At 40.2% G+C, this 22,247-nt stretch carries 22 protein-coding genes; 13 read left to right on the top strand and 9 right to left on the bottom strand.

Annotated features, from left to right (window positions below; all coding sequences use genetic code 11):
- Positions 1-11 precede the first annotated feature (11 nt).
- Positions 12-1,163: an exo-beta-N-acetylmuramidase NamZ family protein gene (locus BLR37_RS22580; protein WP_425262020.1), complete on the top strand. Its 1,152-nt coding sequence runs from the start codon at positions 12-14 to the stop codon at positions 1,161-1,163.
- 151 nt (positions 1,164-1,314) lie between these two features.
- Positions 1,315-1,521: a hypothetical protein gene (locus BLR37_RS22575; RefSeq protein WP_090772623.1), complete on the top strand. Its 207-nt coding sequence runs from the start codon at positions 1,315-1,317 to the stop codon at positions 1,519-1,521.
- A 28-nt stretch (positions 1,522-1,549) separates the two neighbouring features.
- Here BLR37_RS22575 and BLR37_RS22570 read toward each other — a convergent pair whose 3' ends face one another.
- Both BLR37_RS22570 and BLR37_RS22565 read right to left on the bottom strand, forming a co-directional pair.
- Positions 1,550-3,409 (bottom strand): PAS domain-containing sensor histidine kinase, encoded by a 1,860-nt coding sequence (locus BLR37_RS22570; protein ID WP_090772621.1) that lies wholly within the window; start codon positions 3,407-3,409, stop codon positions 1,550-1,552.
- A gap of 32 nt (positions 3,410-3,441) precedes the next feature.
- Entirely contained in the window at positions 3,442-4,485 is a 1,044-nt protein-coding gene (locus BLR37_RS22565) for a DNA topoisomerase IB (RefSeq protein WP_090772619.1), read from the bottom strand.
- 88 nt (positions 4,486-4,573) lie between these two features.
- On the opposite strand from BLR37_RS22565, the gene fmt reads away from it, so the two are divergent.
- A complete protein-coding gene (gene fmt / locus BLR37_RS22560; protein ID WP_090772617.1) occupies positions 4,574-5,482 on the top strand; it encodes a methionyl-tRNA formyltransferase in 909 nt (302 codons plus the stop codon).
- Between the two features lie 70 nt (positions 5,483-5,552).
- Here fmt and BLR37_RS22555 read toward each other — a convergent pair whose 3' ends face one another.
- From BLR37_RS22555 to BLR37_RS22545, 3 genes are all read right to left on the bottom strand, one after another.
- Entirely contained in the window at positions 5,553-6,305 is a 753-nt protein-coding gene (locus tag BLR37_RS22555; protein WP_090772615.1) for a hypothetical protein, read from the bottom strand.
- A gap of 127 nt (positions 6,306-6,432) precedes the next feature.
- Entirely contained in the window at positions 6,433-7,272 is an 840-nt protein-coding gene (locus BLR37_RS22550) for an aminotransferase class IV (RefSeq protein WP_090772613.1), read from the bottom strand.
- 3 nt (positions 7,273-7,275) lie between these two features.
- Complete coding sequence (locus BLR37_RS22545; protein ID WP_090772669.1) at positions 7,276-8,304, bottom strand: RluA family pseudouridine synthase; 1,029 nt, start codon at positions 8,302-8,304, stop codon at positions 7,276-7,278.
- A gap of 92 nt (positions 8,305-8,396) precedes the next feature.
- Here BLR37_RS22545 and BLR37_RS22540 point away from each other — a divergent pair, with 92 nt between their 5' ends.
- From BLR37_RS22540 to BLR37_RS22520, 5 genes are all read left to right on the top strand, one after another.
- Positions 8,397-9,425 (top strand): DUF6588 family protein, encoded by a 1,029-nt coding sequence (locus tag BLR37_RS22540; protein WP_090772611.1) that lies wholly within the window; start codon positions 8,397-8,399, stop codon positions 9,423-9,425.
- Positions 9,426-9,493: 68 nt separating this feature from the next.
- Positions 9,494-10,363 carry a 1-aminocyclopropane-1-carboxylate deaminase/D-cysteine desulfhydrase gene (locus BLR37_RS22535; protein ID WP_090772609.1) on the top strand — a complete coding sequence of 290 codons (870 nt, stop codon included), beginning with the start codon at positions 9,494-9,496 and terminating at the stop codon, positions 10,361-10,363.
- A 334-nt stretch (positions 10,364-10,697) separates the two neighbouring features.
- Positions 10,698-11,465 (top strand): hypothetical protein, encoded by a 768-nt coding sequence (locus BLR37_RS22530; protein WP_090772606.1) that lies wholly within the window; start codon positions 10,698-10,700, stop codon positions 11,463-11,465.
- 210 nt (positions 11,466-11,675) lie between these two features.
- Entirely contained in the window at positions 11,676-13,007 is a 1,332-nt protein-coding gene (gene lat, locus BLR37_RS22525; RefSeq protein WP_090772667.1) for an L-lysine 6-transaminase, read from the top strand.
- Positions 13,008-13,009: 2 nt separating this feature from the next.
- The gene (locus BLR37_RS22520; RefSeq protein ID WP_090772605.1) at positions 13,010-13,411 is read left to right on the top strand and encodes a hypothetical protein; all 402 of its coding nucleotides are present in this window, start codon (positions 13,010-13,012) and stop codon (positions 13,409-13,411) included.
- Positions 13,412-13,522: 111 nt separating this feature from the next.
- Here the strand turns inward: BLR37_RS22520 and BLR37_RS22515 are convergent, their stop codons facing one another.
- The 4 genes from BLR37_RS22515 to BLR37_RS22500 all read right to left on the bottom strand — a co-directional run bounded on the left by BLR37_RS22515 (position 13,523) and on the right by BLR37_RS22500 (position 17,001).
- On the bottom strand, positions 13,523-14,884 hold the full coding sequence (locus BLR37_RS22515) for an acyl-CoA dehydrogenase family protein (RefSeq protein WP_090772603.1): 1,362 nt from the start codon (positions 14,882-14,884) through the stop codon (positions 13,523-13,525).
- Positions 14,885-15,144: 260 nt separating this feature from the next.
- Positions 15,145-15,861, bottom strand: a complete 717-nt coding sequence (bshB1, locus tag BLR37_RS22510; RefSeq protein ID WP_090772601.1) for a bacillithiol biosynthesis deacetylase BshB1 — start codon at positions 15,859-15,861, stop codon at positions 15,145-15,147.
- A 5-nt stretch (positions 15,862-15,866) separates the two neighbouring features.
- Positions 15,867-16,379: a glutathione peroxidase gene (locus BLR37_RS22505; protein ID WP_090772599.1), complete on the bottom strand. Its 513-nt coding sequence runs from the start codon at positions 16,377-16,379 to the stop codon at positions 15,867-15,869.
- Positions 16,380-16,386: 7 nt separating this feature from the next.
- On the bottom strand, positions 16,387-17,001 hold the full coding sequence (locus tag BLR37_RS22500) for a DUF4294 domain-containing protein (protein ID WP_090772597.1): 615 nt from the start codon (positions 16,999-17,001) through the stop codon (positions 16,387-16,389).
- Between the two features lie 109 nt (positions 17,002-17,110).
- Between BLR37_RS22500 and BLR37_RS22495 the strand changes: the two genes are divergently transcribed.
- The 5 genes from BLR37_RS22495 to BLR37_RS22475 all read left to right on the top strand — a co-directional run bounded on the left by BLR37_RS22495 (position 17,111) and on the right by BLR37_RS22475 (position 22,163).
- Positions 17,111-19,318: a RelA/SpoT family protein gene (locus tag BLR37_RS22495; protein WP_039479906.1), complete on the top strand. Its 2,208-nt coding sequence runs from the start codon at positions 17,111-17,113 to the stop codon at positions 19,316-19,318.
- A gap of 187 nt (positions 19,319-19,505) precedes the next feature.
- On the top strand, positions 19,506-20,003 hold the full coding sequence (locus tag BLR37_RS22490; protein WP_039479907.1) for a Fur family transcriptional regulator: 498 nt from the start codon (positions 19,506-19,508) through the stop codon (positions 20,001-20,003).
- A gap of 38 nt (positions 20,004-20,041) precedes the next feature.
- A complete protein-coding gene (locus BLR37_RS22485; protein ID WP_090772596.1) occupies positions 20,042-21,322 on the top strand; it encodes an adenylosuccinate synthase in 1,281 nt (426 codons plus the stop codon).
- Between the two features lie 314 nt (positions 21,323-21,636).
- The gene (locus BLR37_RS22480) at positions 21,637-21,864 is read left to right on the top strand and encodes a hypothetical protein (protein WP_143009650.1); all 228 of its coding nucleotides are present in this window, start codon (positions 21,637-21,639) and stop codon (positions 21,862-21,864) included.
- Complete coding sequence (locus BLR37_RS22475; RefSeq protein ID WP_244154734.1) at positions 21,858-22,163, top strand: type II toxin-antitoxin system RelE/ParE family toxin; 306 nt, start codon at positions 21,858-21,860, stop codon at positions 22,161-22,163. The genes BLR37_RS22480 and BLR37_RS22475 overlap by 7 nt, the downstream gene beginning before the upstream one ends.
- The last annotated feature ends 84 nt before the right edge of the window (positions 22,164-22,247 follow it).

Below are 22,247 nucleotides of genomic sequence, written 5' to 3'. Positions count from 1 at the left end.
ACAAAAAACTGATGATCAGGAAAATGAAACTGCCATCAGCGCTTAAAACCGGTGCCGAGCAAACCGAATTATACCTGCCGCTTTTAAAAGGTAAACGGGTGGGTATGGTGGTTAACCCTACTTCAGTAATTGGCACACAAACCTCGGTTGACAGCCTCTTAAAATTAGGCGTTAAAATCCAGAAAATATTTGGCCCCGAACATGGATTTAGAGGAAATGCAAGTGCCGGCGTTACGGTTAATGATGATGTTGATACCAAAACCGGTATCAAAGCCATTTCACTTTACGGTAAACACAGTACCCCAACGGCTGAAGATCTGGCCGATATTGACATTATGGTTTTCGATATACAGGATGTGGGTGTTCGTTTTTATACCTACATCAATACCCTGCAACATGTTATGGAAGCCTGTGCAGCCAACAAAAAAACGTTGCTGATTTTAGACCGGCCAAACCCAAACGGCTATTTAATTGATGGCCCAATTCTGGATCCTAAGTTTAAATCGGGCATCGGCATACAGCCTATTCCTATTGCACATGGTTTAACCGTTGGCGAATATGCGCAAATGTTAAATGGCGAAGGCTGGTTAAAAGATAAGGTGAAGTGTAAGATTACGGTGATTAAAAACGCCAATTACAACCATGATATGGAATACACCTTACCGGTTAAACCATCGCCTAACTTAAATACACAGCAAGCTATTCTGCTTTATCCTTCAACCTGTTTATTTGAAGGCACTTATTTAAACCATGGTCGTGGCACCCAGTTTCCCTTTACTATTGTTGGGGCACCTTACCTGAAAGGAAAATTCGATTTCAGCTTTACCCCTACCAGCATAAAAGGTATGTCGGAAACACCTTTGTTTCAGGATCAGGTTTGTTACGGACTGGATTTAAGAACCTACGATACGGCCGAACTACGCAAAAGCAAACAGGTTAATTTATCGTGGTTAATTTCACTGTATCAGGCATCGCCTAAAAAAGAAGACTTTTTTAACTCTAAACTAAGCAAAGAAATGGGCACCATTGAAAAATTGGTTGGCTCTGGCGATTTCAGGCAACAGATTATTGATGGAAAAAGCGAAGCCGAAATCAGGGCCAGCTGGGAACCAGGGCTGAGTGCTTACAAAACCATGCGTAAAAAGTATCTGCTTTATCCGTAAAGACGCATCGAGTAAATTATTGGATGGCTGAGTGAATGGAAAGCGCAATTTTTCAAACTTAACCGCTAAAGCATTGTTATTAATTAAAGGATTTGGCTGGGTGCTAGCAACATTTCAACCTTAAAACCTTTTAACATTAACAATTAACAATATGAGCGGTCCAAAAGTTAAAAGCGATAAACCTGGAAGCAATTATCAGGAAGAGGTTCCAAAAGGCAGAGAGCCTGTTGACCATAAAACGGTGAGAAAAGAAAACGACAGCTTACCCAACAAGCCTGTTAAAACGAATAATCCGGCTAAGCAGCGCGAAAACGAAGAGCAACCGGTACATCCGATAAAAAAAGCACCAAAAACATAATCGATCGTTCAGATTGCAGCCAACTGTATTATCTGAACAATTTTATGTTTAGTGCAAAGAAAAAAGTAGCGCCTTGCCCGGCAGTACTTTCAAGCCAAATCCGGCCACCTTCACTTTTTATAATTTCGGCCGAGATATAAAGGCCTAAACCCAAACCGGGGTAGGTATGTTGTAAATTTCCGTCAACACGATAAAACTGGTCGAACACCAGGTGTTGCATATCTTTCGAAATTCCGATGCCGTAATCTTTAACGCTTAGTATTACTTCGCCATCCTGACTAAAAGTTGTAACTTCTACCTCACTGGCATCAGTAGAGTATTTAATTGCATTCGAGAGAAAATTGGTAATAACCTGTCCAATGCGTTCTTTATCTGCAAAAACAATGGCCTTACTGGCTAAAGCACAAATGATTTTATGTTTAGAACTAATGTGCTGCATTTCCTCCACAATCTCTTCAACCGCAGCATCAAAGTCAAATTCAACCGGGTTAAAGGTCATTTTACCCGACTGAATTTTGGTCACATCCAGTAAATCGCCGATCAGGCCGGTTAAGCGGTTTAACTGGAGATCCATTTTATGCACCATATTGGCCTTTTTCTCATCACCTTCGTTCCTGATCATCCGCTCGAGCACCTGCGCATAGGCTTTAATACTGGTAACAGGTGTTTTTAATTCGTGACTGGCAATACCCAAAAATTCGTCTTTTTGCTGCTGTAACTGCACTTGCTTGGTTACATCCACTGCGGCGTGGATAATGGCATAAACCTGGCCATCTGCATCTTTAAGCGGCTTGTAAGTAAAGCTGAACCAGCGTTTTTGTTCTTTGCCATCAACAATTAAACGGGCTTCTTCCTGATCGGCATGATAGGTTATTCCGGTTCGGTATACCTCTTGTAGAATACTTACAAATGGCTGTACGTTCAATTCGGGGATTGCTTCTACAACAGTTTTACCGATTATACTTTTATCTTTACCCCAAAAACGGAGCATTTCATCGTTAGCCAGCCTGATGATGAGATTTTCTGTTTCGTAATACGCGGTGGCCATCGGTATATCGTACATGAAATTACGAAAGCGCTCCTCACTTTTTGCAGCTTCCATTTTTGAGATAACCTGTCCGGTAACTTCATTGGCTACTACCATAATACCCGAAACCTGTCCATCCTGACCAAAAATCGGATCGTAAACAAAATTGAAATAAAAATCACCTAAAATCCCATTTCGCTCCAGCCGGGCCATGGTTTCGTAACCATAATGTGCAACACCGCTATTGTAAACCTCATCTAAAAGATCTGGAAAAGGCTGGCCGATAATTTCGGGTAGTCCATCTAAAAGTTTTAAACCAATTACAGCTTTACTTTTTCCCCATATTTTCAGCAAATCATCGTTGGCGTCTTCAATAATCAAATCTCTCCCCCTCAAAATGCCAATGGCCACCGGGGCATCATAAATCATTTGCCGAAACAGTGCCTCACTTTGCTCAACTTTAAACTTGGCATTTACCAGCTCGGTAACATCGGTAGCATTATTTAAAATGCCCCAAACATTTCCGTCGGTATCCTTTAAGGGTTTATATATAAAATCGAAATAATAGGTTTGAAGTACGTTATTGTTTAAAAGTAGCACCTTATCTTCTTTGGCTTCGTAAGCTACCCCGGTAGTTCTTACCTGATTCAGGATACCGAGAAAGGGCTGATCTTTTAACTCGGGCAATGCAAGGGCCAGTTCCTGACCTATTACTGATGCATCTCTGCCCCAGGCTTTAAGTATGGCCCTATTGGCCACCTGAATAACCATATTTTCGCCAATATAGAGCGCTATTGGCATTGGAGACTCTTCTATAAGCGTATTGAAAATATTGGCTGTATCGTCGAGGTTGATTTGCATAAAAGGATAAAAAACAAATATAATTGCTTTTTTTACTTGCTAGCTGATTTTAAGAAAGATAATAACACCTTTTCGTTGTGCTCCAGACCTACCTTGCCCTTATACGAATTGTTATTTATCTTTTTCAGGTATTTTTCAAGCTCATTGTTCTCGTAAGCGGTGAGTAAAAGTGGGTAAACATACGAACTCTTGCATACCGCCCGGGTATTGCCCAGTTTCTTTGCCACACAATCTAAAACAGCCACAATTGTTTTTTTACTGTTTAAACCGGCATTTTCATTAATCTGGCACTGGGCAAACTGCCGCATGGCCTCGAGGGTTCCGCCCCAGGTTCTGAAATCTTTTGCTGTAAAATCATCGCCGGTAATTTCTTTAATGTAGGCATTTATTTTGCCCGAATCGATGCTTTTATGTTCGCTGCCATTAGTATAAAACTGAAAAAGTTCCTGCCCCGGAATATCCCTGCATTTTTTTACCAATTTAGCCAGTGTGCGATCGTTCAGCTCTACTTTTTGCTGTACTCCTTTTTTGCCCACAAAATCCATGGAAATCTTACTTCCATTTATTTTTACATGCTTATCGCGCAAGGTGGTAAGTCCAAAAGAGCCATACAATTGCTTGTAACTCTCGTTCCCTACTCTAATCAGTGTTTTTTGGAGTACATCAACAGAAATAGCCAGTACTTTACGCTCGTCGAAATCTTTTCGGCGAAGATCTTTCTGCAGGTTTTTCCGTGCATTGGGCAGGGCTTTTCCAAATTCGAGCAGACGAAAATATTTATCTTCAGCGCGGCGACTGGTCCATTTTGCGTGGTATTTGTATTGCTTGCGCCCGGCGGCATCAATTCCCGTAACCTGTAAATAGGCATTGGGTTTATTGGCAATCCAAACGTTTTGCCAGGCGGGTGGTATTACAAGCGCTTTAATCCGCCCGAGGTGTTTCTCATCGGTAATTTTATTTCCATCTTTATCTGTATAATGAAACTTACCAGGTTTGCCTTTCCGGTATATCCCAGGCATACTGTCAGTTACATACACCAATCCACTTGCTTTTACAACATCTTTGCCTTGTACCATTTTTTGCCTGTAAGTATGGGTTTATTTTTAGTTATTTTGCAAAACTTTAAGTGGCTAGCCACGTTATTTTAGAACACAACATTTTCTTATGAGAATAGTTTTTATGGGTACGCCCGATTTTGCTGTGTCATCGTTAGATGCACTGGTACAAGCCAATTTTGATGTTGTTGCGGTAGTAACTGCACCAGACCGGCCTGCAGGCCGCGGGCAAAAGCTTAATGAAAGTGCAGTAAAAAAATACGCAGTTGAAAAGCATATTCCGGTGTTACAGCCTGAAAAACTAAAGAACCCTGAATTTTTGGAAACACTGGCCAGCTATAAAGCCGATTTACAGGTTGTAGTGGCTTTCAGAATGTTACCAGAAGTGGTATGGAATATGCCGCCAAAGGGAACCATAAATCTCCATGGCTCACTTTTACCACAATACCGTGGTGCTGCGCCCATAAACCACGCCATTATAAACGGAGAAAAAGAAAGTGGTGTAACTACCTTTTTCCTTACGCACGAAATTGATACGGGAAATATTATCCTGAGCGACAGTGTTGCCATTGCCGATGATGAAACCGCCGGCGAGCTGCATGATAAACTGATGCACGTTGGCGCCAACCTGCTGGTAAAAACACTTAAAGCAATTGAAGCCGGCGAGGTTAGCGAGCAACCTCAACCGCAAAGCGGCGATTTAAAACATGCCCCTAAAATTTTTAAAGACGATTGCAAAATCGATTGGAACAATCAGGCGCAAGCGATTTACAATTTAATCCGGGGATTGAGCCCATACCCTACGGCTTTTACTTTTTTAAACGATAAAACCTTAAAAATATTTAAGGCTGAATTAGAAGATAAAGAACCGGGTATTGTTGCCGGAGGCTTTTTAACCGATGGTAAAACCTATTTAAAATTTGCCGCTAAAGATGGCTTTATTAAACTCTTAGACATCCAATACGAAGGTAAAAAACGCATGCTGATTGAAGATTTTTTAAGAGGAATGCGTTTGTAACCGGATTAATAAACTCATAAAATAACCAGACAGTCCCTTAATCAGGCCTGTCTGGTTAATATTCTAAACATTAGCGGTTATAGTTATCGATAGCCCTTTCGATGCTTTTTTTACCCGATTCGCCAACCAGGTAACCTCCTAAACTCAAACCGGCACCAAGCCCCAGCAAAACAAAACTACCGGTATAACTGCGGTCTTCATATTTTGGCATTCCGCCAAAGCCAGCACTGCTTTGCTTAAAGCCTGAGTTAGACATCAATGTAATCCCACTGGCAATAATTGCTGCCCCGGCGGCAACATACATTACAATTCCTAAACTCTTACGGCTTTTATACTCCCTCAGTAAGGCTAAACTTTTTGGGTTATCGGCCATCGCCTCGTTTAAATTTCGATAGTTTACCCTTTCAAGATCGGAATAGCCCTTGTTAAGGAACATACGTGTATTTACAGCCTGTCGCCTGTAATCTCTAAAGCCGTAATACTCTCCTTCAATCGGCACATTATCATAAAGCACTTCCTGATAAAGATTAATTTTACCTTCAATAATCCGCTCAGCAAAAGTGGCTTCGCCCAAGAGGCTGAGTCTGCGCGTGTTGGCAAAGAAACCATCCTGATTGTTAAAAAACTTAACTTGCGCTACCGGCACCCGCCTTGAATCGGCGCGGAGCGACCACCCGCCGCTAAAATCGGGTCGCAATCTGATTTTTTGTGCATAAACTGTAGAATCTGAATAGAAGTACAGAAAGTTTCTGGATTCGTTCAACTGTTGTGAACGCGCGTTCAGGCCATAGCAAGCCATTACGAGAATGAGTAATTTTTTCATTTCGGTTAAATTTGTGTGTGTAACCAATTATACTAAAAATATAGTTCAGGCAAACACAAACTGATAGAAATAAAATGTAACATCGGCGAGGCAAAAGGGATTTACCCCGCGAGGGTATAAGAAACGGCTACAAAGCGTTCAGTTTATCAATTAAAAGCTTCGACACTTCGTTAAAATAACGTTTACGGCCATAGCCCATTACCCATTGTATGCCCTGGGTGGCATTGGTAATAAAAACTTCTTCGGCGGCTTTTAATATTTCGGGATTAATCTGGGCTTCGATTAAAGGAATATCATTCATTTTGCAAAGCTGCATAATAACGGTACGCATCACGCCGCTCACGCAACCTTCGGTTAATGCGGGGGTATAAACCTGTTTGTTGTACACTACAAAAACGTTGGCGCTAATGCTTTCGCACAAAAAACCATGCTGATTTAAAATCATGGCCTCATCTAAACGGTTCTGGCTTTTAAAAAGTCCGGCCATAACATAAAGCAGGGCATTAGAGGTTTTAAAGTTAGACAGTTTGTTAACCGGTTTGGTCATTTCGTCAAAAACATCTATAATCAGGCCTTTGCTGTTTAATTCGTAGGAAGAAGCACTTAAGGGAATCCCCTCCAAAACATAACCAGCTTTATTGATTTCGGGCGTATAAACGCCTGCCCCTTCCCTGTAAATTGAAAGGCGAAAACGCACATTGCCGTTCCACTTGTTCCTTTTGGCCAGATCGGCAGTTTTTTGGCGTAAAAAATAATCGTCCATCAGGGCATGTCCGTCCATTTTCAAGGCTTTCATGCCTGCGGTTAGCCTGTCAGCATGTAAATCGGCAAATTGCAGCTTGTTATTAATCATCCGCATGCTTTCAAACAAACCATCGCCAAATTTGAAAGACCGGTTAGAAGCACTTAAAACAGGAGCATCTGTCGCATGAAATTCATCATTAAATAAAAGGTACTGTTGAAGCATATTTTATGATGTAGCGATATAATTTTCCCATTTAGTTAAACCTGCTTTAAAATCTTCCGGCAGTGGAGATTCAAAGTACATATATTCTTTAGTTGTTGGATGTATAAAACCTAAACTCTGTGCGTGCAAAGCCTGGCGGGGCAATAGCTCAAAACAATTTTCTACAAACTGTTTATATTTGTTAAACGTAGTTCCTTTCAAAATCTTATCACCACCGTACATGGCATCGCTAAACAACGGATGGCCAATGTGCTGCATGTGCGCCCTGATCTGGTGTGTACGGCCGGTTTCGAGTTCGCAGCTAATTAAAGTAACATAACCCAAACGTTTTAAAACTTTATAATGCGTTACGGACCATTTCCCTTTTTCTTCGTCATCGTAAATATCCATCACGCGGCGGTCTTTGGCACTGCGGCCAATGTAGCCCGTAACGGTACCATCGGTTTCAATATCGCCCCAAACCAGTGCGATATACTTACGCGTAATGCTGTGGTCGAAAAACTGACGGGCCAAATGGGTAATCGATTTTTCGTTTTTACTAATGAGCAATAAACCTGAGGTATCTTTATCAATGCGGTGCACCAAACCCGGGCGTCCATCGTTACCCGGCAACTGGGGCAGCTGTTCAAAGTGAAAAGCCAGGGCATTAACCAAAGTACCAGTGTAGTTGTTAAAGCCTGGATGTACCACCATCCCAGCGGGTTTATTCACCACCAGCAAATCGCTGTCTTCGTAAATAATATCCAGCGGGATATCTTCGGGATAAACTTCTGTGTCGCGTGGCGGATGTGGTAAAACTATCGAAATCTCATCAAAAGGTTTTACCTTATAACTCGATTTGATTTGCTTCTGGTTAACCAGCACATTACCTGCATCAATGGCATTCTGAATACGGTTTCGCGAAGCATTTTCTACACGCACCATTAAAAATTTATCGATACGCAGTAAGGACTGCCCTTTATCGACAATAATTTTTAAATGTTCATATAATTCCTGCTCTTCCGATTCCTGCACTTCGACCACATTTTCCATGGTGCAAAAATAAACTTTTAACAGCAAGAATTGTTTAATGATTACAGTTTTGCGAAAAACAGCTTTATCTTTACTATAAATCAAATTATTATATGAGAAAATGCTACGCTTTAAAGGCACTGTGTGCCTTGTTTTTACTGGTAACGGCTCAAAAAGCCAGTGCACAGCAGGATGTTGGAAGCCTATTTGTTTCGGGCCCGGCTGATGCGACTAAATTAATTAACGCCTATTTCGATCCCTTGTACAAAGGTTTAGGATTGGGCTTAACCGATGGCTGGACGAATACCGCCAAATCAAAAGGTTTTTTAAAATTCGATGTGCGTGTATCGGCTTCGGCTTCTTTTGTACCGCAATCGGGCAGAAGTTACGATGTAAATACCCTGGGTTTGGGTAACATTAAACCAGCTCCTGGTGCTTCTTCAATTGGCCCAACTGCTTTCGGCGATGACCATGAAGGCGGCAAAATGCAAATTTATACCAGTAGCGGTATTCCAACGGGTAAATTTTTTAATCTGCCACAGGGTGTTGGTTTCCATGTGGTACCGGCAGCACAAATACAGGCTACACTGGGATTGCCAAAAAATATCGATATTACTTTAAGGGCCATGCCTAAAATAAAACTGGGCAGCGATTTAGGAAGCTTATCAATGATTGGTTTTGGTGCAAAGGTTGAACTTTTACCTTTATTTATGGGCTCAACCGCTGAAAAATTGTTTCCGGTAGATGTTGCCATAGCAGGAGGTTTTACCCAATATAAATACGATTTGCCTTTAGATATCAACAATACGGGCAATTCTAACCAACGTATCGATGCCAAATTTAATGGTGTAAATTTCGATGCTATTGTTTCGAAGCAAATCCTATTTTTTACTCCTTTTGCCAGCGTAGGTTACCAAACTTCAAACACCAATTTAAAAGCCTTAGGTACTTATCAATTTACCGATGGTGGAACCAATGCCACCTATGTTGACCCGGTATCGGTTAAACAAACTGATATTGATGGTGTAAGGGGAAGTTTAGGTTTCCAGTTAAAATTTGGTTTCTTTAAGTTTTACACCTCTTATACACAGGCGAAATACAGTGTAGTTAATGCTGGTTTTGGATTTGGTATAGGTAAATAAGCCCCTATCCACAAGCATATAAAAAATAAAAAACACCTGCGTATTGCGGGTGTTTTTTATTTTTACACGTGTTTACAGAAATCTTTAGTCCGGTACAAAAAATAGCCTTTACTCCGTTTAACCATTTATCGGTAAAACGCGATGACCTGATCGACCCCTACATTTCGGGCAATAAATGGCGCAAGCTTAAATACATACTGGCTAAAGCAAGGGCTGAAAATAAAACACAGCTGGTTACTTTTGGCGGGGCTTATTCCAATCATTTAGTGGCCACTGCCGCCGCAGCAGCAAGATCGGGTTTAAAAGCTACAGCTTTTGTACGCGGCGAAATGGTAAAAAACGAAATGCTGTTGCTATGCAGCTTATTCGGCATGGAACTGATTTTTACCGACCGCGAAAGTTACCGCAATAAACACCAGCTTTTTGAAAACCATTTTGCAAACAACGCCGAAGCTTATTTTATAGATGAAGGTGGCGCATCGGCAGAAGCTACGTTTGGTTGTGCAGAAATAATTGGTGAGCTAACCGAAACCTACGATCATATTTTTTGCGCAGCCGGTACTGGGACAACTGCTACGGGTTTACTTAAAGGCATTCAGCAGCAACAACTTCCTGCCAAACTTCATGTTGTACCAGTTTTAAAAGGTGGCGGATTTATAGCAGAAGAAATCGCCAGGTACACAACAATAAATAAACAATTAGCGCTGCATTTAGATTACCACTTCGGCGGTTACGCCAAAACCACTCCAGAACTGATTCATTTTATTAAAACCTTTACAGGCCAAACCGGATTGCTTTTAGACCCTGTTTATACCGCAAAAATGTTTTATGCCATTTGCGATTTAGAAAAAAAAGGGCAAATCCATCGCAATGATCGTATTTTGGCCATCCATACGGGGGGCTTGATGGGACTGTTCGGAATGCAGGATAAGTTTTAAGATGAGAATATTTCCACTTCCAGGAAACAGCAAAGGCTCCACATTGCTGTAGAGCCTCAATAAGATTTCTAAATCGTCCCGTTGATTTGATTCTTATTATAAAGGTATTATTCATTGTGATTTAAAGCGACAGAAATAGACCAACACCACAAATTAATAGATGTAGTATGAATATTTATACACATTGCAGTAAAAATGTTAATAAAGTTGTGAATTACATAAACTTAATCGCTGTAACGGCGTGTTTAAATCAGGCTAATTTTAGGCAAATTTGATATTCTCTATTTCATTGCATAACTTGAACCAGAATCTAATTTCCACTGAAATAACTGTTATGAAAACATATTTTTTTATAATTCTTTTGGCTTTATCGTTTGCGGCAAAAGGACAGTCGAACACTATTAATTACAAGTATTTAATTGTACCCGAAAAATTCAGTTTTCTTAAACAACCCAATCAATATAATTTAAATGTGCTGGCCAAAGCACTTTTTGAAGATAAAGGCTTTACTGTGTATTACGATAATACTGAAATACCGTCAGAAATTGCAACCGACAGGTGCAGGGCTTTGGTAGTTGAGGTAGAGGAACACAACAGCATGTTTGTAACCAACCTGACCATTTTGCTTAAAGACTGCAAAGGAAATGTTGTACTGAAAAGTAAAGAAGGCAAAAGCAGGGAAAAAGAATACAAACAATCTTACAATGCCGCCATGAGAGATGCTTTTAGCTCCTTCGGCGATTTACATTACGAAGCGGGCAGCACTACTGTAGTTAATGCTACGCCTGTAAAGCCGGTTCAGGAAGTAAAAACAGCTGCTCCTGCCCCCGTTACCCCACCTGCACCTGTCAATCAACCTGCTACAGCCACAACCAAACAGGCTGAAGCACTTTTATATGCCCAAGCCATTAACAACGGCTATCAGTTAATTGATTCGACTCCCAAAATAGTACTCACCTTACTCAAAACTACCGTTGCCGATTACTTTATCGCCAGCAACAGCAGCACCAGCGGCATCGTCCTTAAAAAAGATGGGAACTGGTTTTTCGAGTACTATAAAGATAATGCGCTGGTATCGGAAAAACTATCGATTAAGTTTTAAATTATTAGGGAAAATCATAAAAAGAAGATGTTATTGGGCAGGATTTTTAGACAAGAAGTTTTCCACATCTGTGAAGTCCAAAACACAAATTTGTCCATAAACATACTTTAAACTGTTTAAACCTATTTTTTGCTTTACAGGTTCAAAAAGTGCTTAAATTTTAATTTCAGGCACATTTTACTAAATTTGGATTATACCAAAACCAAGTTTATGTATCAATTAACAGTACCTGCAAACCGCGTTAGTGAATCGTTAAGTAAGCACATTTTAGCTGATGGTTTCGATCTGACTTACGATATGGAAAAGAGTCATGGCGCGTATATTTATGATTCGAAACACAACAGAACCCTGCTCGATTTTTTCACCTGTTTTGCATCTGTTCCTTTGGGATACAACCACCCCAAAATGATCAATGATGAGGCCTTTAAGCAAAGTCTCTTTCAGGCAGCATTAGCCAATCCATCAAACTCTGATGTTTATACCCAGCAATATGCCCAATTTGTAGAAACTTTCTCCGAAGTGGGTATCCCCGGTTACCTGCACCATGCTTTTTTTATCGCAGGTGGTGGTTTAGCGGTCGAAAATGCACTTAAAGTAGCCATGGACTGGAAAGTGCAAAAGAACTTTGCCAAAGGATATACCAGTGAAAAAGGCTTTAAGGTACTGCATTTTGAAAGAGCTTTCCACGGGCGAACAGGCTATACTTTGAGCCTAACCAATACCCTACCCGATAAAACCAAGTGGTTTGCCAAGTTCGATTGGCCCAGAGTTTCGGTTCCGGAGGTTAAGTTTCCGCTATCGGGCAATAATCTTTCTCATGCTATAGAAACTGAAGAAATCGCAATCGCCCAGATTAAAAAGGCATTTGCCGATAATAAAGATGAGATCTGCGCCATTATTGTAGAGCCAATCCAATCAGAAGGTGGCGACAACCATTTGCGCGAAGAATTCCTGATCCAGCTAAAAGCCCTCGCTGATGAAAATGAAGCCTGTTTAATTTACGATGAAGTACAAACCGGTGTTGGCTTAACAGGTAAATTCTGGTGCCACCAGCACTTTAGCGAAAAGGCTCGCCCGGACATTCTGGCCTTTGGTAAAAAAATGCAGGTTTGCGGTATTTTGGCAGGTAAAAAAATAGACGAAATTGAAACCAATGTATTTAAGGTACCCAGCCGCATTAACTCTACCTGGGGCGGTAACCTGGTAGATATGGTACGTTCAACGCAAATTCTTCAGATTATAGCAGAAGATAAACTCTGCGATAATGCTACAAAAGTTGGTGCATATTTAAGCAATCAACTTGAAAATTTAGCCCGCCGTTTCGATCAGATGAGCAATGTGCGCGGCAGAGGCTTACTTTGCTCATTCGATTTCCCAAATAAAGAAATGCGTAATAATTTTATCAGCAAAGGACTGGAAAACAACGTGATGTTTCTGGGATGTGGCGAAAAAACCATTCGCTTCCGTCCGGCACTTTGCATTGAACAAAAACATATTGACGAAGGCCTGACGGTTATGGAAAAAATATTGCCTTTATTGTAGGCATGAGCAGAAAATCTCTTATTTATACCATTACCGCAATTGTTTTAATTCTGGTTTTCTTTATGGTTAAAGACACTTTTAACCAACCCGGAATTGAGGATATGAAAGCTGGTTTCAAAGAAATTGTGAAGTACAGGAACGCCAACAATACCGGTCCGGTGCAACGCATTTATGTGGTAACGGTTAAAGATACAGTTTGGAAGGAGCTCGAAGATTATGGCAATTTAATGCCCCATACCAAATATGGAAATACCAAAGTGTACTTCTTTATGCAAAATGCCAATGTTCCGCAAAGCTTACAACCCGGCGAAGTAAATTTTGATCCGGTTTTTAACAAAAATTGCATTGCCTTGTACGAAAAAAGCGCCATGAGTCAGGTGGCGTTTAATAAGCATCCTTTTTAACCCTATCGGTCTGTGTCCTCACAGACCGAAATAAGCACTCCAAGGGGCTGGATCAACTCTAATTATACTATATCTATATATGGTCTGTGAAGACACAAACCATTAGATTAATCAAACAAAAGCCGAAAAACCTGTTATTGCCCGCCCAACTATCAGCGTATTAATCTCTTTGGTACCTTCATAAGAGTAAATAGCCTCTGCATCGGCAACAAAACGGGCCACATTATACTCTAGCAAAATACCATTACCGCCCATTACCTCACGTGCCTTGCTTACTACATCGCGCGTACGTAATGAGCAAAAAACCTTGGCTAATGATGCATGCTCATCTTTAAGCAAGCCCTGGTCCTGCAACTGAGATAATCGAAAACACAGGGTCTGCATCGCAGTTAAATTCGATAACATTTCTACCAAATGGTTTTGAATCAGCTGGAAAGACGCAATTGGCTTTCCAAACTGTTTACGTGTGCGGGTATAATCAAGCGCATTTTCGTAGGCACCACGGGCACAGCCAACCGCTTGCCAGGCTACACCTGCACGGGTCATCTGTAAAACCTTTGCCGTATCTTTAAATGAGTTGGCATTTTGCAAACGATCTGCCTCTTCTACCTCGCAACTGGTTAAAGTAATGAGCCCGTTCTGCACAATGCGGAGTGCCATTTTATTTTGCATTTTTTCTACTGCAAAACCCGGATTATCCTTTTTAACAATAAAGCCTTTTACCTCACTACTTTCTTCATCCCTTGCCCAGATCACCAGTATATCGGCAAAGGTTGCATTACCAATCCATTTCTTCTGCCCGTTTAAAATCCATTTCCCACCTACCCTTTTACAGGTTGTAGTTAAGCCTCCAGCCGCAGCTGAGCCTACTTCAGGTTCAGTTAAACCAAATGCGCCGATAATTTTAAACTGTTGCATTAAAGGCAACCACTGCTGCTTTTGCGCTTCCGATCCACACAAATAAATAGAGCCCATGGCCAATCCGCTTTGCACACCAAAAAAAGTAGAAATAGAGGTATCAATCCTGGCCATTTCCATGGCTAAGATACCTTCCATCAGGTTAGATTTTCCCGGGCAGCCATACCCCTGATAAGTTAATCCGCAAATATTTAGTTCAGCAAGTTTGGGAATAATTTCAAAAGGAAACTCGGCCCTGTTCCAATACTGGTTTACAATCGGCTTAACTTCCTTTTCTAAAAAGGCGCGCACTTTTAATTGGAGCTCACGGTCTTCATCTTTTAATGCTTCATCGCCCAAATGATAAAAATCGCCTTCAATAGGTGGCAATTCTTTCTTTTTCTGCCCTCCACCCATCATTTTCATCATCCCCTGGATTTGTTTATCGTCCAGGTTAGAAATTGTTTCGACCATTTTAGGCAGATCGACCTTTTTCGACAAGGCATCTAACTTATCAAAATCTACATGTTTAAAAAGCTTGTACGCGTTTTTGAGAGAAGAAAATATATTCGCCATTATTATTCGTTTTCAGAATAACAAATAAGGCATGATTTTGTTCAGATGGACGGGCGCTATGAGACTTGCCAGTTCAATGACATCTTAACCATATAAGTCATAAAAGGACATAAAACTTATGCCTGATATTTCTTATATGGTTAAATTTAGCTTCGCTGTCTCAAAATATTGGAGTTGATAGCGTCTTAACCTCATAAATCATAAGAGTACACATAAACTTATGTTGCCTTATATTTCTTACATGGTTAAGAATAACTTTGCTATCTCAAGTCAAACAGGTTATCAACACCTAACAATTTCCTAGAAGTAAAACCCTCGCCAAAAGTGGCGCCTATACTCTTTCCGAATTCTCTTGCACGGCCAATTACACTTTCAAAAAACTCTGGAGAGGAGATATAAGTCTGCTGACCTGCTACATCCGGATTATAAAACTGTGTTTTAAAGGCCTGAATCGATTTGATTTTGGTATCCATATGATCAGAAATATCAACAATAATATCAGGCCTTAAATAACGGTCCTGAATGTATTGTAAAAGTAACCTCGGGCGGTGCGCTTCCTGTTTAACACCATTTAAAACCGTTTCAATTTTAGGCAAACCCGATAAAAATACGGAATCGAAAACCAGGTCACCTGCCCTTCCATGGTCTGGGTGACGATCTTCCAAAGCATTACTTAAAATAATTTCAGGCTGATATTTACGGATCACTTTAACCACCTCTAAACGATGGAACTCATCATTCTGGAAAAAGCCATCGCGCATACCGAGATTTTCGCGCACATGCAATCCTAATATTTTGGCCGAATCTGCAGCTTCTTCATCACGGGTTTCGGCAGTACCGCGTGTACCCAGCTCGCCACGGGTAAGATCAACAATACCAACCTTTTTACCTTGTGCAATATGTTTTAAAATTGTTCCTGAACAGCAAAGCTCAGCATCGTCAGGATGAACGGCTATAACTAATATATCTAATTTCATAAGTTTTAACGGGCATTTTGATTCAGCAGTTGCTGAATTTTCTTCTTGATTTTTGTACTTAAAGGTTTGGTAAAAGGCAGATAAAAATCTACCAGTTCGCCATTTCGGTTTAGCAGGTATTTATGAAAATTCCAGCGGGGTTTCGAACTCAGTTTATGGTTTTGTTTTTTATCGCTCAAAAACTGGTAAAGTGGATGCATCAGTTTGCCACGCACCATTATTTTATCAAAAACCGGAAACTGAACTCCATAATTAACTTCGCAAAAGGAGGTGATATCGTTACCATCCAAAGGCTCCTGCTGACCAAAATCGTTGGTAGGGAAACCTAATATCTCGAAGTCGGGATGATTGATTTCGTCTTTCAATTGCTGTAATTCTTTCAGTTGCGGGGTAAAGCCACAGGCTGATGCGGTATTTACGATGAGTACTACTTTATTCCGGTAGGCAGATAAAGGCTGATCTTCGCCATTAATTTTCTTAACCTTAAAGGGATAAATATTCGGAATGCTTTCCTGCATTATTATTTTATTGATAAAAACCCGAAGTGCGGATAATGGATTCGATATCCCTATCCTCCGTCGGATCGTAAGTGCTTTTTAAATTGTGGCCAACCACACGGGCAACAATCTGATATGAAAACGCGGCAAAGCCACCTTTAGTCTGTTTAACAATATCGTAGGTAGTGCGGCCAACTTCGCGATCAATCAGTTTCGTTAAAATCTGTCCCTGGGTAATCGTTAATTCCTTTATTTCGCGGTTAAACATGTCTTTAATTTCTTTATCACATTGTTTAACCAGTTGTTTTTGTTCCTTTTTTTCTGCCGTTTTGGCTAAATCCTGCTCCAGTTGCTCATACCTGCGTTTGGCAAACAAAGCATAGGGCATTACTTTTAACACATTGTACCTTAAACGATTGTAAGCTGCCTGCTCGGCCGGAGATTTCCATATCCGCGGGGCGAATATCGTCACATCCTGCAACTGCATCCATGGAATCATGATCCCATTATCGTTCGTAGAGGCTACTCTTATTGTATCGTTCTTACCTAATTTAGGAAATACCGGGGCAGCTGGTTCCTGCGCCTGCAGTGAAACACCATAAATCATTACAATACAAAGAAAAAAGAGCCCTTTAATTTTCATAAATTTATACTTTTACAAAGTTAGGTGTTATTTCATATATTAGTTGTTCCACAGAACTAATATAAGTTTTATTCATAAATAAGACGCAATTTTTACGCAAAAAATACAAATGAAAACAGAGTTAGTGATTGATTTAGAGGCAGAAAAGCAAGAGATTCTTAAAAGATACAGGGCATTATTACGCGCCAGTAAATCTACTTTACAAAAGGGCGATAAGAAAGAAATCCGCAAAGCTTTTGATATGGCACTCGAAAGCCATAAAGATATGCGCCGTAAATCGGGCGAGCCTTATATTTATCATCCTATTGCCGTTGCCCAAATTGCCGCCGAAGAAATTGGTTTGGGAACTACCTCTATTGTGTGTGCGCTGCTGCACGATGTGGTAGAAGATACCGACATTACACTCGAAGATATTGAACGTGAATTTGGCAAGAAAACCGCCAAAATTATAGATGGCTTAACCAAAATTTCGGGCGTTTTTGATACCAACAGCTCTTTACAGGCCGAAAACTTCCGTAAAATGCTGCTTACCCTGGCAGATGATGTAAGGGTAATTTTGATTAAACTGGCCGACCGCCTGCACAACATGCGGACGATGGATTTTATGCCGCGACACAAGCAACTTAAAATCGCATCAGAAACCATTTATCTATATGCACCCCTCGCCCATCGTTTGGGTTTATATGCCATAAAATCAGAGCTCGAAGATCTTTCCATGAAATATCTCGATCCTGATACTTATAAGTTTATTGCCAAGAAACTTAACGAGAAAAAAGCAGAACGGGCGCTGTTTATCAAAAAGTTCGTAGAGCCGATTGATGAAATTGTGCACGAACAAGGCCTGGTTGCTGATGTGTACGGCAGGCCAAAATCGATCCATTCCATCTGGAATAAAATGAAAAAGAAAAACATCCCATTTGAGGAGGTGTACGATCTTTTTGCCATCCGGATTATCCTCGATTCGGCACCAGAAAATGAAAAAGCAGACTGCTGGAAAGCCTATTCGATTGTAACCGATTTATACCGTCCCAATCCTGATCGTTTGCGCGACTGGGTTTCATCGCCAAAAGGAAATGGTTACGAAAGTCTACACACTACCGTAATGGGGCCACGTGGTCAGTGGGTAGAAGTACAAATCCGTACCCAAAGAATGAACGAAATTGCCGAAAAAGGTTTCGCGGCACACTGGAAATACAAAGAATCGAGCAACGATAACGGGCTTGACCAATGGATTCAGAAAGTACGCGAAATGCTGAGCAATCCTGAAGCCAATGCCTTAGATTTCCTTGATGATTTTAAAATGAACCTCTTTTCTGATGAGATTTTCATTTTCACCCCAAAAGGAGCTTTAATCCAGCTACCGCTGGGCGCCACCGCTTTAGATTTTGCTTTCGAAATCCATACCGATGTAGGTGCAACCTGTATTGGTGCCAAGGTTAACCACAAACTCGTACCTATTTCTTACAAGCTGCAAAATGGGGATCAGGTAGAAATCATTACCTCAAGCAAGCAAACACCTAAAGAAGACTGGCTCAATACCGTAGTTACCGCAAAGGCGAAATCAAAAATCAAATCTTCATTAAAGGAAGAAAAACGGAAAATTGCCGAAAATGGTAAGGAGATTTTAGAGCGGAAAATGAAATCGCTAAAAATCACCTACAATACTGATAACATTCAAAAACTGAGTTATTTCTTCAAACTGCCATCAACACAGGAGCTTTTCGTAAATGTTGCCTTAGGTAAAATTGAGCTGAAAGACATTAAAGAATACCTGTCGAGCGAAAAAGAAGTAGAAAGCCGTGCGCCTGAACGACCAGAAAACCTAACGGTTGATATGGTTAAAAACAAAATAAAGGGCTCGGAAAACGACATTTTATTGATTGGTGAAGACCAGCAAAAAATAGATTATACCCTAGCAGCATGTTGTAACCCGATTCCTGGCGACGATGTGTTTGGTTTTGTAACGGTTAGCGAAGGGATAAAAATCCACAGAACCAATTGCCCGAATGCTGCTCAGCTCATGTCTAATTACGGTTATAGAGTAGTTAAGGCCAAATGGAATAAGCAGCAGGAACTTACTTTCTTAACCGGTTTACGCATTGTGGGTATTGATGATGTGGGCTTAATTAACAATATTACCCGGGTTATTTCTACCGATTTTAAGGTAAATATGCGCTCGATTACGGTTGATACCAACGAAGGGATATTTGACGGATCGATTATGATTTTCGTAAACGATACCGAACATTTAGAAAACCTGATTAAGAATTTATTAAAAGTTAGAGGTGTTACCGGAGTTACGAGGTTTGATGCATAAATAGTCGGAAGTCTGCAGTCCGAAGTCGGAAGTCAAAGTTTCTAGGCTAAGTCACAAGTTTTTTAAATTTTAAACTTCTGACTCCCGACCTCTGACTTTCGGACTACGCACTTATTACAACATTTAAACAATCTAACCCCTCGAACAATCAAACTAATTGACTACCTTTGAATGGAGTTTAAAAACTATGTCTGAACAAAAAACAAATGAGCTCGTTCGCAAGATTTTTGAAGCTTATTTAGAGAACAAAAATCTACGTAAAACACCAGAGCGTTTCGCTATATTGGAAGAAATATATTCAAGAAACGACCACTTTGATGTAGAAACCCTGTACATCCACATGAAAAATCAAAAGTACCGCGTTAGCCGTGCAACGGTTTACAACACGCTGGAGTTACTGGTTTCATGCGATTTAGTTACCAAACACCAGTTTGGTAAAAACATGGCGCAATTCGAAAAATCTTATGGTTACCGCCAGCACGATCACGTAATCTGTATCGAATGCGGTAAAGTAGTAGAATTCTGCGACCCACGTATTCACCAGATCCAAACCATGGTTGGTGATCTTTTAAAATTTGATGTTAAGCACCATTCGTTAAACCTTTATGGCTTCTGCTCTGATTGCAGCATGGCTAACAAAGTGAATGAAAGTGCTGCTACAGCAGCAAATCTGGAAACAAATTAAATTATAATACTAATAAAACCAGCTTAATTTATTAAATAATGACGCAAGTAGATGTACTTCTCGGCCTGCAATGGGGCGATGAGGGAAAGGGAAAAATCGTTGATGTACTAAGTCCAAAATATGATCTTATAGCCCGTTTTCAGGGCGGCCCAAATGCCGGACATACTTTAGAGTTTGATGGCAAAAAATTCGTTTTAAATACCATCCCATCAGGAATTTTTAACGAAAAAACCATGAACCTGATCGGAAATGGTGTAGTAATAGACCCTATTATCTTAAAAAGAGAATTAGATAATTTAAAAAAAGCTGGTCATGATCCGGTTGCCGAAGGCAAACTGGTTATTGCCCGTAAAGCACACTTAATTTTACCAAGTCACCAGTTATTAGATGCAGCCAATGAGGCGCGCATGGGTAAAAACAAAATTGGTTCTACGTTAAAAGGTATCGGTCCGACTTATATGGATAAAACTGGACGTAACGGTTTACGTGTTGGCGATACTACCCTACCTGATTTTAAAGAGCGTTATGCCAAACTGGTAGAAAAACACACTGAAATTCTTTCGCACTACGAAGGTTTTGAATATGAACTGGCCGAAAAAGAAGCTGCTTTCTTCGAAGCTATTGAATTCTTAAAAAACATTCCGCACGTAGATAGCGAGCACTTTGTAAACGGTTACCTGAAAGAAGGAAAAGCTGTTTTAGCAGAAGGTGCACAAGGAACTTTATTGGATGTTGATTTCGGATCTTATCCTTTCGTAACTTCAAGCAATACCACAACTGCAGGCGCTTGTACCGGTTTAGGTATTGCCCCTAATAAAGTTGGTGCGGTTTATGGTATTTTCAAAGCTTACTGCACACGTGTTGGCGGTGGTCCTTTCCCAACTGAATTAGATAACGAAGTTGGTGAGAACTTACGTGCCTTAGGTCATGAGTTTGGTGCTACTACAGGCCGTGCCCGCCGTTGCGGCTGGATTGATCTTCCTGCTTTAAAATACGCCATCATGTTAAACGGTGTTACCGAGTTAATTATGATGAAAGCCGATGTTCTGGATACTTTCGATACCATTTATGCTTGTACACACTACGAATATAATGGCGAAACGATTGATTACATGCCTTATGATATCATTTCTATCGAGCCAAAACCAGTTTTAAAAGCAATTGATGGTTGGGCAACTGACGTAACTAAAATCACTTCGGTTGACGAAATCCCTGCTAAACTAACTGAATACATTGCTTTCTTAGAAAAAGAATTGCAAGTGCCAATCAAATTCCTTTCAGTAGGGCCAGACAGGGCACAAACTTTAGAGTTGCACTAGTATAAATGCAAGAGATGCTGAAATAAATCCGATAGCTATCGGATCAGCATGACGAAAATAAAGAAAAGCAATCCATAAAGGGTTGCTTTTCTGTTTTACAGACTACCATGCGTTATCGTCCTCTTTTGCAACGAGGATGAACTGAAAGCCACATTTGCAATGTGGTTAGATAAATAAGCGATATAATCGCTTTTCTCATTAATCCTCGTTGCAAACGAGGACTATCTTCAATATTTTTTTGTTTTACATTCAACCTACGCAACTATTTGCTAATCAACATCTATTTGATTATTTTTGATAATAAATATTCTATTATGGCAACTATCTTAGAAAGCGAAATGCTTAATTACTTTACCCAGCTAGACGATGCCGAAAAGACTTCTGTTGTTAAAATGTTAAAGGCATTTATAAAAGGCAAAAAAGAAAATCCTAAACAAAGTCTTGAACAATATAATAGCGAATTATTATCAGCCGAAAATGAATTTAAAAACGGTAATTACATCTCTCATGATGAATTATTAAATGAGATTAAAAGTTGGTAAACAACAATATTGAAATTGTCTGGACCACACCGGCAAAAAAACAATTAAGAGAAATCTTTGAATATATTAGGATAGAGTCTGTCCAAAATGCAATAAGGGTTGTTAATGACTTAACCGATGCCGTAGGAAATATAGTTCAACATCCTGAAAAATATAAGCTCGATCAATATAAAAAAGACAACGATGGAACCTACCGTGCCTTTGAAAAACATCATTTTAGAGTTTCTTATAGAAACGAAAATGAAATTATAAGGATTTTAAGAATCAGGCACACTAAAATGAATCCTAAAAAATACTAATTGTCCTCCTTTGCTACGAGGATGAACGAAAGCCACATTTGCAATGTGGTTAGACAAATAAGCGATATAATCGCTTTTCTCATT

This window comes from Pedobacter soli, from assembly GCF_900101435.1.
GTDB classification, from domain to species: domain Bacteria; phylum Bacteroidota; class Bacteroidia; order Sphingobacteriales; family Sphingobacteriaceae; genus Pedobacter; species Pedobacter soli.
This window is presented reverse-complemented; position numbering and strand designations above follow the sequence as displayed.